We start from the raw sequence: 13,188 nt of genomic DNA on the forward strand, positions 1-13,188 counted from the left end.
CGTGGACTTCAATGTCTTCCTCGTCGTAGTTGTCATTGCTATTGCATTGCTTTTCGATTACACGAATGGCTTTCACGACGCGGCCAACGCGATCGCAACGTCTGTTTCTACGCGAGCTTTGACGCCTCGTATTGCTCTCCTCATGGCCGCGGTTATGAACGTCATTGGTGCACTTTTAGGCACTGAAGTGGCGAAGACAATTGGTGAAGGCATTATCAACATTGAGCAGTACTCAATGGCTGATGACGTCAGCGTTCAAAGAGTCGGGCTAATAATTGTCCTTTCCGCGCTGGTGGGCGCGGTCACCTGGAACTACATCACCTGGTGGTTCGGTATGCCTTCTTCGTCCTCTCACGCCTTGATCGGCGGATTGGTTGGAGCTGGTCTGGCATCAGCTACTCAGGTTCAGTGGTGGGGCATCATGCAACACGTCATCATCCCCATGTTTCTCTCCCCGGTGATTGGTTTCGCACTGGCCTTTCTCATCATGAAACTCATTATGATGGCAATGGTAAATATGCCATATCACCGCACGATGAAACGTTTTCGTTACGCCCAGACCGTTTCTGCCGCAGCTATGGCATTGGGCCATGGTCTCCAAGATGCACAAAAAACCATGGGTGTTATCGTTATGGCTCTTTTGGCTGGCGGATATGGGGAAACCCACAATATTTTTGACCCGGTTACCGGCGACATGACCATTCCACTGTGGGTGAAACTTGCTGCGGCCGGGGCTATTTCTCTTGGTACCTACTCTGGTGGCTGGCGCATTATGAAGACCCTAGGTCGCAAGATCATTGATTTGGATCCGGCCCGGGGCTTTGTCGCAGAATCCGTTTCTGCAGGAGTGCTCTATATTGCTGCCTTTGGCATGCACGCCCCTATTTCGACAACCCAAACCATCACTGCGGCAATCCTGGGTGCAGGAGCTACGAAACGTTGGTCAGCCGTGCGCTGGAACGTGGCGGGAAATATCGTCATTGCATGGTTCCTAACTTTGCCGATGGCTGCAGGCGTTGCCTCTCTCATTTTCTTCATATTCCACGCGATTATCCCCGTCTAGAGGGCTCTCCTCCGCCAGGTGCTGGATTTTTGCGACCCGACCCCGGCCATAACAGACACATAACACGCAGCTGACAGTCATCGAAGCTAGAGAAAACGAACACCTTTATCTAAAGTACGTTTTGTATCTTCAGCAAGACAGGTTCTGACCTGCTGAATCACACTTGAAATGTGCTGAAAATCGCGATTGACTACGACAATCACGGTAAACCCCGCGGCCTCGAGGCGCCGACGTCGTTGCTCATCTTTTCGGCCCTGGTCGGGCGTGGAATAGTGGTAGATGCCGTGATATTCGACTACGAGCAATGCATCCCGAAATAGCAGATCGGGGCGTACTACCATACCGCCAGGAAGGGCGATGCGGGGGTTACATTCGGGTCTGGGAAGACCTGCCTTGATGAGGTGCCAGCGCAATACTGACTCTTGGGGAGACTCTGCTCCGCCATCAGCGAGGGGCACCACAAGTTTACGAAGGCGCGCTCCTTTGGTGTTGGGATGAGCATCATTCCACTGCTGCATCTCTTCACGGCTGGCCCAAGAACGCAACAGTACATCGCTCACCGCAAGAAATTCGTGTTCTTTGAGCATCGCAGAAATGTCGTGCCACGTTCGCAGGGGCGACGTGACACGTACTCCCCGGAATACCTGCACCTCACCAGCCTTGAACTCTCGTCGGGCGCAGACAAATCCTTTGCGCTGTACTTGTGGTCGATCATGGGGAACCGCAACCGTAATCCTATCGAGCATTTTGCCATCGAGGGATCTAATACGTGAGGGGAGTGGTAGCTCATATAGCGCTGCCGCGGTTGTTCCGGCTATACAAACCCACGGAGGTTGGGTCTTGAGGAATGCTCGCAATACTTCGAGTGGATCCGCTGTCGTGGTTGCTCTGATACCAGATGTGGGAAGCACCGGATCAGCGGCGCGCAACCTACTGGACGACACGCCATGCGCGTTAGCTTCCGCCACTGTGAAAGCATCTCGAAGCTCGTTTGGGAGGGGCCTTCTAGACATGCGCCCAATACTGCCGGACTGATGTAAACACGCCAATGGGCGCATATGGAACCTGTGGAAAACGACCCACAAGCTGTTTGTGGAAAAGGCTCTCTGTGTATCACCTCGTCAGGTGCTGGATTTTTGCGACCTCTTGAAATACATAACAGACACATAACACGCAGCTGAGGGGTTGGGAGCGCAGGTGACGAGTTGGGGGGGGCGGTTATGCGCCACCCCGAAGTGCCGTGACTGGCTCTAAGGACGCTGCTTTGAGCGCATCGGTGAGTTTTGATGTGGGACATTCCTCTGGTGAACTGGCACCGCCACTTTGTGAGTCCCCGCACCGCATGCTGAGAGGCCCAATGCCGTCGCGGCCAGCAGGCACATCATTGTCTGTTTCCTCATCATTTGTTCCCGTCGTTGGACTGTCAGCAAAATCCGCGTTGGTGACTACGCGTGGGGATCCCAAACGTGTTCACCATGCATTCTCAATCTCTCGATATTTCTGATAGTAGTCACGACTTCTTCGACTTTTGTGCACTTCCATGGGGCACTTGACTTCTAGCGAGCGACCTGTTTGATGCGGGAACCCATATGTAACCACTATAAATTCTCACGGTCAGGTTTGAGTCAGCCAGCGTTTAACTGCGTCCCGAGGCATCTAATGTAGGGCAAGTTTTGTAAAAGTACCGTGCTTTTCAATGTCCAGGACGCGCGGGCTGTCCGCATGTGCAATATGAGCTACGTACATTTCTGCCGTACTTAAATGTGCGGGAGTACAAGCAGGCAGATTCTTCGCTGCAGATGCTTCAATAAGGGGCTCTAGCAAAGCAGCAAGGCCAGGCCTGTGCAAACAAATGGCCGTACTGGCTGCAGGATCGGCCAAGATTTTCCTGACAAGTTCTGAAGCTTGCGCACTATCCACCTCTATAGACTCCTCAGTGAGCGCCTCATCAAAAGTGAGCGGAGCATGCGAAAGATCGGTGTAGGGCGCGACTGTCTGCCGACACCTCTCCCACGGGCTGGACACGACCTGCTCGATTCCAAAAGCTGACAGCGAACTGACCACATCGAGTGCCTGGGAAACACCAAGACGGGTAAGCCTCCGGTCCTTCTCCGTGCCTTCCCACGAACTGCGCCCGACAGCCTTGCCGTGACGCAAAAGGGCCACCGTCGAGGTTCGCAATTCACCGCGCGCCGCGCGGGCAACTACTTCGTTGAGGAGGCGTCGGTCGCCACGCCTCGTCAACATCTGTCTAGCCTTAGCGGGCTTGGCCCACTGGACAACATCGATTTCCCGTTTCGACGCGGGCACCACCGGTGGGCGAGCCGCAAAAGCAGCAGAATTATGATCCAAAAGTTCGCCCACCCAATAGCGAACCTCTTTAGTATGACCCGAACCTAAACGGTATCGCTGAGACGTGAGTGGGGCTTTCAATGCAACTGCCACTCCAGCTTCTTCTTCGACCTCGCGAACTGCCGCCTGCGCCATCGGCTCATTAAGCTCAGCTTTCCCCTTAGGCCAAGCCCAATCCTTATATCGGGGACGGTGCACCATAAGAACCTGGAAATCACTGGGTTCCATAGGGGCGCCAACGGGCAGATCGGCTGCATCTCCAATGGGGCGCCATACGAGTGCGCCAGCTGCGCGAACCAGGCGCTGAGGAAAAGCATTCGGTCGAGGAGTCACGATCTTAGCCTAGTCGTATTCACCGACCCACGACACGCGCGGAAGCGTCCTGCATCAGTACTGTCTGCAGATCGATCAACGGATTGCCCGACTTATCAACAGTATGTCGTTTCCACGAGCCGCCCTTGCGTAGATGCCACGATGATACTCGGGGAGATACTCCACTCTTGATGAGTGACACAAGGAAATCAACTTGCTCCGGATCTGTAATGCGTACTAGAGCTTCGACGCGACGGTCAAGGTTGCGATGCATGAGATCGGCTGAACCAATCCATGTTTCCACGCCATCTCCAGGAATACCAAAAGCATAAATGCGAGAATGCTCCAAATACCGTCCCAAAATCGAGCGAACCCGTATATTTTCACTAAGTCCTTTAACTCCAGCGCGAAGTGCACAGATACCACGGACCACGATGTCGACAGGTACACCCGCCTGAGAGGCGCGATAGAGCGCATCAATAGTCGCCTCGTCCACAATCGAATTGACCTTAATGCCAATCCAGGCATCCAACCCGGCGCGCTTGCGGGCCACTTGATTTTCAATGCGCTCAATTAGCCCGGTGCGAATTGATGTAGGTGCCACCAAAAGACGCTTGAAAGTGGAACGGGGGGCGTATCCCGACAGCTGATTGAACAGCTGCGCCACGTCGCGGGTGACTTCCTCATTGGAAGTCAGTAGACCTAGGTCCTCGTATCCGCGCGCGGTACGCGGATGGTAATTTCCAGTTCCGATGTGGGCGTAGTGGCGTAGGCGATGGGTTTCTTCGCGCACAACGAGGGAAAGTTTGCAGTGAGTTTTTAGCCCCAACACTCCATAGACGACGTGGACTCCGGCGCGTTCGAGCTTCCGCGCCCACGAGATATTCGCCTCCTCGTCAAAACGAGCTTTGATCTCAACAATGGCAACGACCTGTTTTCCGGAAGTTGCTGCCTCAATCAGGGACGACACGATGGGGGAGTCACCTGATGTTCTATAGAGAGTCTGTTTAATTGCGACCACGTGGGGGTCGCGAGCAGCCTGTGAAATGAACTGCTGAACTGACGTTGCAAACGAATCGTAGGGATGATGGAGAAGTACATCGTGATTGCGCATCGACGCAAAAATATCGCCCGGCTTGGAAGACTCCACCTCGGAAAGACCGGCGGCGGTAACCGGCACAAAAGGTGGATACTTCAAATGGGGAAGGTCTAGGTCATGGAGCTCATTGAAGGCTGTGTAATCCAATGGTGCTGGAAGCTGATACACATCCTGCGGTGTGATCTCAAGACGCTCGATGAGAAACTTGAGGACAAACGGAGTGATGGTATCGGCCACCTCCAAGCGAACAACTGCGCCAAAGCGTCGACGTAGAAGTTCCTCTTCCATGGCAGTGAGGAGGTTTTCAGCGTCGTCTTCCTCGACTTCAAGATCTTCATTGCGGGTAATGCGGAACGTGTGCGCCTCTTGGATCGCCACCCCGGGGAACAGCTCACCAAGATGGGCCTTGATGAGTGATTCGATGGTAATGAACTGGGTTCCGCCATCACGGCGAACAAAAGGTTCCGTAGCTTTTGAGGGTTCAGGAGACTCAACACTGATCATGCGCGGCAGGGTCTCAGGGACTTTGATGCGTGCGAAGTGCTGTTTACCGGTTGCTGGGTTGGTGACAACCACTGCGAGATTGAGAGAAAGCCCTGAAATATAAGGAAACGGGTGACTTGGATCAACTGCTAACGGGGTGAGGACCGGGAAGACTCGGGAGCGAAAATAGTCGGTGAGATGGCCCTGTTGCACCTCGTTCAGATCGTCCCACCCGCACAGGTGGATTCCAGCATCGCCAAGTTGAGGTAGCAGGTCATCAAGGAAATCTGCCGCTTGGCGTGTGGTGAGTTCTCTAGTGCGAGACGCGATGAGCTCCAATAACTCTCGAGGAGCGAGTCCAGATGCAGAGGACTTGGCTATTCCCGCTGCAATGCGCCGCTTGAGGCCAGCTACCCTCACCATGAAAAACTCGTCCAGGTTCGAGCTGAAAATAGCGGAGAACCACAGTCTCTCTAAAAGTGGCAGAGACGGATCCTCGGATTGCTCAAGGACTCTTTCGTTGAAAGCCAGCCAAGAAAGCTCACGATCGGCGAAGCGCCCCTGCGGCAACGGCAGGTCTTCCCCCATAGGTGCCGAGGCGTCCAATGGGCGGCCAAGCACGGGGGGCATTTCGAAGCCGATGTCTTCGGCATCTTGCGATTCATCTCCGGCCAAAGCAGCAAGCTGTGCTTCGGCAGTTAGAAACATTTCCTCTCCGAGAGCTGTTTCTAATACCGGTGTGTCTTCTGATTCCGGGGAGGTGGGGGTATCAGGTGTCATCTCGACCTTGTCTCGTGAAGGTTGTGATTGTCAGTCGAGGGTGCCCGTGACGGCAAGGGAGGCACTCTGTTCTAACTCTGAAGCAGTTTCTAACAGAGCTTGCGGTCTGCGCGTAACTGGATGCGCTAGTTGGTGACGATCCTCCAAAATCCACTCAGGTCCGTAGGTGATGCCTGTTGCCATCACTCGCATTGCCGTTGCTGCAGACGTAAGGACTGGTGCCAAGTCATCTTCAGTTGCATATCCGGCCAACACGCCGCCGACCGCTCTCATCGTCTGGTCTAGAGGTTCAGGGACAGGTCGGTCTTGTTTTTGGAGAACTTCAATACCTTCTGCAAACCGGGCTGCAACGATGTCGGGATTGATCTGGTTCCACTGCCACAATAGATAAAGACGCCAGAGGGCTCCTGGAAGAGTGAATGCTGGCGACTTGTCCCACAGTGCTGCAACAATGTCGACTCCTTGAGCGCGAACTGTCTCTCGCAGTCTAGCAACGTGTTCTTCGTCGAAATCTTCACCAGGTACCCCCAAAAGTGCCCAGGCTGATGTGTGCGCTACCTCGGCGTCGCCAGCAGGATCAGCATCCCCGACTATCTCTTCAGCCTCTTCGGGATCCAACATGGCGGGCCTTCGAAACCGACGTTCACTCATGGGTTTTCCTTTTCTCTCAGTATATTTAGGGTACCGCGCATGGGACGTGGCAACCATAGGGGAGAGAAACTGTCGCGGGAAGTAACGTGACTGAGAATGCAGTGCGGTTGTCCGCATCGTGGAAAATACGCTGAAACGCGGGGAAGATTTGTGACCGCCGTTACAAAAATGTGCTCGTTTTGTTACGGAATGGAAAAGCTAAGGTTGCTAAATGATAACGGCGTTCCGCCTTGTCATGGACACCCTCTAGTGTTAGTGACATGAAAAAGAAACTTATTGCATGTGGAACTGCTGCTCTTCTGACCGTCTCACTGGTTGCTTGCTCGTCTGACAAGAAGGCCGATGAGGGAACCCAGTCGGAGACCACTCAGTCTGAGACCACGCAGTCCTAAGCGAAACCGCGTTAGAGAAGCCCCCTGTCTACTGATAGGGGGCTTCTTGCTATGTCGATAGTGGTCGGAGGATTGAACTGTTAGGTGGAATGGCGGTCGGTTCTTTGGAGCTTGGGCTTTACTGGTCTTTTGCGTTTCGCGTATGGGCGGTGCCGATGTGCACCGGCAAGCTCGATGTGCACAATGAACTCCATGATCCCTGTGGGAGCCCTGTGAGTGAACAACTAGACACTCGCATCACCGCATCCGCGGCGATGTGGTGCCTGCCGGGACCGCATACCACCCAGTGCACAGTTTCATGACCCCGTACGTGGGAATAAAAAAGAAACCGGAAAGCCTACCCCGCCAAAAACTCAAAGTCGGAATCACAGCCCGACTCTGCATCACTAAGTGAACGTGGGCTAGACCATAGCGAGGTGCGTCACCTGAAGGCTCTGGAGTTTCCATCAGAGGCTATTGATCCTCTAAGATGTTTTTGGGCCTATAGCTCAGCTGGTAGAGCAACGGACTTTTAATCCGTGGGTCGCGGGTTCGAGCCCCGCTGGGCCTACAGACAATGCCTCGGCGAAAGCCGGGGCATTTTTGTCGCCAGGACAGTCTCAGTGTCTCCAAATAATGAATATCTTTTGTTGCTACCTGATTTAGTTGCGAATGCCTAACGCCAGCTTATCCTTGGCCGTAGTGAAGAATTTGAGATTATTGAGGGGATAACTGAGATCATTGAACTTACATAAAGGGGGGGCCGGCATGAATGATCGGCGCGTAAGGTTTTATAGGATATTGGCGTCAGTGGTGTGCGTTCTGAGTGTCATGCTGATAGCGGTTCCATTTTTGATCTTGTTTGCATTGGGCAGTGCGGACATCAGTGCTGATCCTCCGGTGACATATGGGTTTATTGTGATTTTCGGGCCGATATGGAGCCGGTTTGGCTGGCTGATTTCGTTGGTGTTGTTAGGTGTAGCGGCCACGATGTTTGTGAAGGACGTGGCACACGGTAGGTTGAGAGTACTTTTTGGGTGGGCTTTTTTGTTGTCAGGTGTAGCGGTCGTATCGGCATTTTTGCCGTCTTTGCTGTTTCACTGACTGGGCGGTGTTTCATCGGGTCGTGGCAGTGATTGCAAGCTTCCGCGCTCTTAGCGCCGGTAGGTTTGTTCATTGTTGGTTTCTGGACGGTATCACGCAAACCCGCCTGGCTACTCGATTGTTTTGTGGGTATTAGTGGAAACGTTTGATGACTCATCGTTGGCTTCTAATTCACATAGAAGCATCATGTCTGAGCGTGTCAAAGTGCTGGAGTAGATAAAGGCCGCGTTGATGAGGTTTTGGATTCTGTGGGATTGCGAGATGCTGCTGGCCGAAAGGCCAAGGCTTACTCACTCGGCATGAAACAGCGCCTGAGCCTCGCAGCCGCCTTTCTGGGCCAGCCCCGAATTTTGATTCTGGATGAACCCACCAACGGGTTAGACCCAGAGGGCATACATTGGCTGCGCACGTCCCTGCGCGATTTCGCAAGTGCCGGGGGGAACAATCATCATGGCATCCCATATCCTCGGTGAGGTCGAGCAAACATGCGATGACATCATCGTCATAAATCACGGAAAACTCATAGCCACTGGAACAGTCGAAGAGTTCACACACGCCGGAACTCTTGAAGACTTCTATCTCAACGCCACAGGGCCGAGCCACAAGGAGCATCACCATGCGGCATGAAATCACCAAAGTTCGTACACTGCGCTTGGGTAGGGTGCTGCTAGCGATTACGGTTGTTGGCAGTACGACAGTCCTGGCCCTGTCCTCTCTCATTCCGGCGCTCACCAACTGGCTTATCGAACTGCAACGCGCCAACCCAGGACTTCACCTCACAGATGCCGACAGTGGCCGCTTCGACGGACTACTTGATCTTCTAAACCTCGCCGATCCCGCCTACCAGCTCTCCCTGGTCGACATCGTCAACGGTGGGCCACTCGGCGGCAGCGGCGCACCGTCCTTCGCGATTCTCTGCGCACTACTGATTGGAGCTTTCATTGCGACATCTGACTTTCAGCATGCGGGTATTGTGCCGTCCGCGCTGATCAGACCCAAAAGATTGCGGCTTGTGGAAGATAAAGCCAAAGCGACACTCGCAATCATGATTAGCATTAACGCATTCCTTATCGCAATCTCCGTGATCGTCCTCTATGCTTCCATCGCGCTGACACCCGGAGCGTCCCTCCACATATCTTTTGTCGAAATGCTCCCTGTATGGGGTCGCTGAATCATCACACTCAACGCGCTAGGACTAATAGGACTGGGACTTGCGTTGCTATTGCGCAGCCAAATCCTCACGCTCATTGTCATTTTTGCACTCTCCATGATCGAGCCGATCGCCACGGCAGTCCTGCGAATAGTCAATGGAGAATTCCCAATCTACGCGGCGGCGCTACCCATCACAGCCAGCACACTGGCACCCCGAGGAACCACCATCGGAGCCGTCATGAAACTAGGTGGCTCCACAATCCCACTAGTCGCCCTCACCGCGGTCCTCGCCTGGGCTGGAATCGCACTCACAGCAGGAACCTGGCGCACGACCACGCGCGACCTCAATGGCAATATTGCTTCAACTCATGAATACTCGTGAAAGCAAACAATAAGGAGAATATATCTGGTGGTGCGGTGTGATTCTTAGCCGAATATGCAGCCGATTGATTCTTGTTGCTTGGTATTTCGGAGTTCTGCCTTGGTAGTGATGCTAAAACATCGGCACCACGCTCTCGCAAGTGTCGCAGCTACGTCTCATTGTCTGGAGTATTCTGAATAGAGAGTTACCAGTGCTGACGACGGGAGAATTACTAAGACATGGATCTAAGGACGGATTTTCTACACCAGATACCTGTTGCCCCTCTCGTTCCTGAGCGGCCAATCAATGTATTTGAGATCCTCAGAGAAGGACATTTAGAGACCAGAGTCGATATGGTTTTGAAATTTCTGATGGACCCAGAAGAGGTCCATGGTATGGGAACTCTTGTACTTGATGCGTTTCTTGAACTGATAGATGGAGCGCCATTCATTGATGCCAATGGCACAAGAACGGAGCATTTTGACGCAACCACAGCCATGGGGGCAAGTGGATGGAAACTTGGTACGCAAGTTCAGTACATAGATCTCTACGTTACGAACGAAGAGCTAAACCTCGCCGTCATTGTTGAGAACAAGATTGGCCATGTGTTCAATAACCCGATTGACAACTATGTCCGTCGCGCCTTGTCAGAAGAGTACGAGGATATCGTTCTGGTCGTGCTTGCTCCGGAATACCGGCAGCACGAGGACCCCAAGCTGAATAATTGGGTCTCGAAATCGATAACATATGCGGAATTGGTTGGAAAGATCCGCGCCGCAGAGGGCTTGACACAGATGGCAATGGCTCCGGTTGACATAAACCAGCGACGGAGCTTGGAACTTCTGCAGCAGTTTATGGAGGTACGCACGAAAGGGACAGAGATGAGAAACCTCAGCGATGATGACAGGCTTGTTACTGAGTGGAGGGCTTTCAACAGAGATAATGAAGCAGAGATCGAAGCGTTCTTTCAACGTCAACAGCAAGCAGAGGCGATCATCAAACGCCGACTGACAGATTTGGTTGATCCGATCGCGGAAGAACTGAGAATACGAGGGAAGACAGTAGAAGTACCCTCACGACCCGGCAGGACGGGAGACGACTTTTGGCTCTATTTTGAGCTTCCCGAAGAAGGGTGGGTTGTAGAGCTCAAGTCTTCACTTAATTTCGCGAATCCCATGGCTTACGTTTACGTGCACCCGATCGGAAAGACGACTGAGAAGACAGAAACACTGACTAGTTCCTTGTTTGCCGACGATGAAACTGTCTCTATTTCGTTTGTTTCTCAAGCATTAGCGATGCTGCACTCTGAGTGATGAGTCTAGGGTATCTAGGCGATGCTAATTGGGTAGTACATGGAGGTATCTGCTGTAACAAGTTCGAGGGCTGGTAGTGAATGCTTTGGAGGTGAATCCAGAAAGATGGTGATACTTGTGAATCTGTAGATATATAGTCTCAAAACCGCTACTCGCGATGGGTGAAGTTGGACGTTTCATTGATTGCATTTCAGAGCTAAAGAGGAAAGTTCGTGATTGCGAATATACAACTGCCGGTAGGTGCAGCCGCTGGCTCGCACGATCGCCCTTAAAAGTTACAAAAGTCTTCTTTCTGCCGCGGTGCTGTCTTTCTTGAATCTAGGTCGCTTATCTTTTCTACTTAGGTAACGCATTGCCGTGGTTTTCAAATTAGTCGTGGTTGCGTTGCTGGCCATGTCACTCCAGATTTTAATGTGATCAAGTCCGGTCCGCAGACGGTGTGGTGTGCATGGGTGTAGGTAGTGTGGCTACGGTCTACTTCCGCATAGGAGGGGTCCGTGCCGTATGCAGAGGTTGTTTAAACTTGGTGTTGCCGTTTGACGACTTTTAGGTTGTCGCCAAACGGCAACAAATGTATTGTTGTCGAATGGATACAGTTGTGGCCGTTGTTAGAGCAGAAGATTTAGGTCCGGCTCTTCGGGAAGAGCGGCTTCGCTTAGGACTCACTCAGACTGAGGTGGCAGAAGCTGCTGCGGTGGGGCGCCCCTGGCTCAATCAGTTTGAAGGCGGTCGTAAACCTGGAGCTCCCTTGGACATGGTTATGCGGGTAGCCAATGCCTTGTCTGTCACTGTGTCGCTGGAGAGGGAGCCTTCACAAGAGGTAGCTGTAGCGTTACCTGTGGTTGACCTTGATGAGCTTCTAGCGGGATACCGCCTATGAGCTTTCGGCAGGAAGAAAATCTACTGATCGCAGTCATGGGCGGGCGGGTGCTAGGTGAGATCGAACGGACAAGCGTACAGAGGTTTCGCTTGCTTTATGCGCCTGGTCTAGAACCTGACCAGACGCCACTCTCATTGTCGATGCCAATCAGTATGCGTAGGCACAGAGAAAAAACAGTCCGTCCTTGGTTGGAAGGACTCTTGCCCGACAATCCTCAGACGCTGGCTAGCTGGAGACGGCAACTAAAAGTCCCCGACGAAAGTGCCTTTTCGCTGCTCAAGTACGTCGGCGAAGACGTTGCCGGAGCCGTTCAGTTTGTCCGTCCGGGCGAGGTTGATATGTTTCTGTCTCGACCTGCAACGAAAAATCCTTTGACAGAACGGGAGATTGCTCAAATGCTGCAGCAGTCGCTCCAGCGAACTCTTACTTTTCCAACACCATCTCGGTACGGGAAGTTCTCTTTGACAGGGGCGCAAGCGAAGATTGCTCTCCATTTCTCGGACGGAGAATGGAGTGATCCTGCTGGAAGTCTGCCCTCGACGCATATTCTCAAGCCGCGCATTCCTCAGTTTGAAGATCAGGATTTGGTCGAGCACGCAACGATGCTGATTGCGAAGCGAGCGGGGCTTCTTGTTGCCAACACTCAAGTGCAGGAGTTCGCTGGTAAGCGCGCGCTCGTTGTGCGGCGGTACGATCGGGTGGGTCATGGTTCAGAAGTTCTTCGGGTGCACCAAGAAGATATGTGTCAAGCGATGGCACTGTCGCCTCGAAAAAAATACGAGGAGCAAGGCGGCCCGAGCGCTGCGGCCGTTTCCTCACTGATTAGTAGATACTCTACTGGGCCAAAGGAAGAAGATAACCGACGATTCGTGCAGGCACTGATTTTCAACTGGCTCGTCGAGGGAACCGACGCGCATGCCAGGAACTATTCTTTCTTGCTCAGTGGTCCCCATGTCCGCCTGGCCCCACTATACGACATCAATAGTTTTCTTCCCTTCGCTACCGCGCCTTCTTCGCTGTCGATGAGTGTTAATGGAAAATATCAAGCTGATCAGATTACACGTCAGGATTGGCTGGCTGATGCGAACGTACTTGGAGTTGATCCGGCCTGGCTATCTCAGGAGATTGATCGGTTGGCAGGAACTCTTCCCGAGGTTAGCGCGCAGGTAGTCGACGATGTGCTAACTCAGTGGGGGCATTCCTCGATGGTAACAACTTTGAAGGGACGGATTGCCTCTAGCGTTAGGAACAAGGTGCAATTTTAGAG

Annotated in this window: 14 protein-coding genes, 1 tRNA gene and 1 pseudogene; 11 read left to right on the plus strand and 5 right to left on the minus strand. The window is 52.9% G+C overall.

What is annotated here, in order from left to right; genetic code table 11:
* The first annotated feature begins 1 nt into the window (after nucleotide 1).
* Nucleotides 2–1,063, plus strand: coding sequence for an inorganic phosphate transporter (locus FYJ24_RS00480; protein WP_318656401.1), 1,062 nt, complete (start codon nucleotides 2–4; stop codon nucleotides 1,061–1,063).
* Nucleotides 1,064–1,149: 86 nt separating this feature from the next.
* Here FYJ24_RS00480 and FYJ24_RS00485 read toward each other — a convergent pair whose 3' ends face one another.
* From FYJ24_RS00485 to FYJ24_RS00505, 5 genes are all read right to left on the minus strand, one after another.
* Nucleotides 1,150–2,076: an endonuclease domain-containing protein gene (locus FYJ24_RS00485; protein WP_206192400.1), complete on the minus strand. Its 927-nt coding sequence runs from the start codon at nucleotides 2,074–2,076 to the stop codon at nucleotides 1,150–1,152.
* Nucleotides 2,077–2,281: 205 nt separating this feature from the next.
* Nucleotides 2,282–2,527, minus strand: coding sequence for a hypothetical protein (locus FYJ24_RS00490; protein ID WP_154542570.1), 246 nt, complete (start codon nucleotides 2,525–2,527; stop codon nucleotides 2,282–2,284).
* A 192-nt stretch (nucleotides 2,528–2,719) separates the two neighbouring features.
* A complete protein-coding gene (locus tag FYJ24_RS00495; RefSeq protein WP_318656402.1) occupies nucleotides 2,720–3,748 on the minus strand; it encodes an NUDIX hydrolase in 1,029 nt (342 codons plus the stop codon).
* Nucleotides 3,749–3,767: 19 nt separating this feature from the next.
* Entirely contained in the window at nucleotides 3,768–6,089 is a 2,322-nt protein-coding gene (locus FYJ24_RS00500) for an RNA degradosome polyphosphate kinase (RefSeq protein WP_154542572.1), read from the minus strand.
* 30 nt (nucleotides 6,090–6,119) lie between these two features.
* A complete protein-coding gene (locus FYJ24_RS00505) occupies nucleotides 6,120–6,740 on the minus strand; it encodes a hypothetical protein (protein WP_154542574.1) in 621 nt (206 codons plus the stop codon).
* A 260-nt stretch (nucleotides 6,741–7,000) separates the two neighbouring features.
* On the opposite strand from FYJ24_RS00505, the gene FYJ24_RS13105 reads away from it, so the two are divergent.
* The 10 genes and pseudogenes from FYJ24_RS13105 (at nucleotide 7,001) to FYJ24_RS00550 (ending at nucleotide 13,186) form a co-directional block, all read left to right on the plus strand.
* Complete coding sequence (locus tag FYJ24_RS13105; RefSeq protein WP_263970204.1) at nucleotides 7,001–7,132, plus strand: hypothetical protein; 132 nt, start codon at nucleotides 7,001–7,003, stop codon at nucleotides 7,130–7,132.
* A 477-nt stretch (nucleotides 7,133–7,609) separates the two neighbouring features.
* Nucleotides 7,610–7,682, plus strand: a tRNA-Lys gene (locus FYJ24_RS00510).
* A gap of 197 nt (nucleotides 7,683–7,879) precedes the next feature.
* Nucleotides 7,880–8,215: a hypothetical protein gene (locus FYJ24_RS00515; protein WP_154542576.1), complete on the plus strand. Its 336-nt coding sequence runs from the start codon at nucleotides 7,880–7,882 to the stop codon at nucleotides 8,213–8,215.
* Between the two features lie 230 nt (nucleotides 8,216–8,445).
* Nucleotides 8,446–8,688 (plus strand): annotated as a pseudogene (locus FYJ24_RS13490) (ATP-binding cassette domain-containing protein); the annotation flags it as partial.
* Nucleotides 8,666–8,842, plus strand: coding sequence for a hypothetical protein (locus FYJ24_RS00525; RefSeq protein ID WP_154542579.1), 177 nt, complete (start codon nucleotides 8,666–8,668; stop codon nucleotides 8,840–8,842). The pseudogene FYJ24_RS13490 and the gene FYJ24_RS00525, both read left to right, overlap by 23 nt.
* A complete protein-coding gene (locus FYJ24_RS00530; protein ID WP_154542581.1) occupies nucleotides 8,832–9,386 on the plus strand; it encodes a hypothetical protein in 555 nt (184 codons plus the stop codon). Before FYJ24_RS00525 ends, FYJ24_RS00530 begins: the two co-directional genes overlap by 11 nt.
* Nucleotides 9,387–9,431: 45 nt before the next feature.
* Nucleotides 9,432–9,749: a hypothetical protein gene (locus tag FYJ24_RS00535; protein ID WP_154542583.1), complete on the plus strand. Its 318-nt coding sequence runs from the start codon at nucleotides 9,432–9,434 to the stop codon at nucleotides 9,747–9,749.
* 218 nt (nucleotides 9,750–9,967) lie between these two features.
* Nucleotides 9,968–11,041 carry a PD-(D/E)XK nuclease family protein gene (locus tag FYJ24_RS00540; RefSeq protein WP_154542585.1) on the plus strand — a complete coding sequence of 358 codons (1,074 nt, stop codon included), beginning with the start codon at nucleotides 9,968–9,970 and terminating at the stop codon, nucleotides 11,039–11,041.
* A 586-nt stretch (nucleotides 11,042–11,627) separates the two neighbouring features.
* Nucleotides 11,628–11,921, plus strand: coding sequence for a helix-turn-helix domain-containing protein (locus FYJ24_RS00545; RefSeq protein ID WP_206192402.1), 294 nt, complete (start codon nucleotides 11,628–11,630; stop codon nucleotides 11,919–11,921).
* The gene (locus FYJ24_RS00550) at nucleotides 11,918–13,186 is read left to right on the plus strand and encodes a type II toxin-antitoxin system HipA family toxin (protein WP_154542589.1); all 1,269 of its coding nucleotides are present in this window, start codon (nucleotides 11,918–11,920) and stop codon (nucleotides 13,184–13,186) included. Before FYJ24_RS00545 ends, FYJ24_RS00550 begins: the two co-directional genes overlap by 4 nt.
* The last annotated feature ends 2 nt before the right edge of the window (nucleotides 13,187–13,188 follow it).

It is taken from the genome of Scrofimicrobium canadense (assembly GCF_009696615.1).
GTDB classification, from domain to species: Bacteria; Actinomycetota; Actinomycetes; order Actinomycetales; family Actinomycetaceae; genus Scrofimicrobium; species Scrofimicrobium canadense.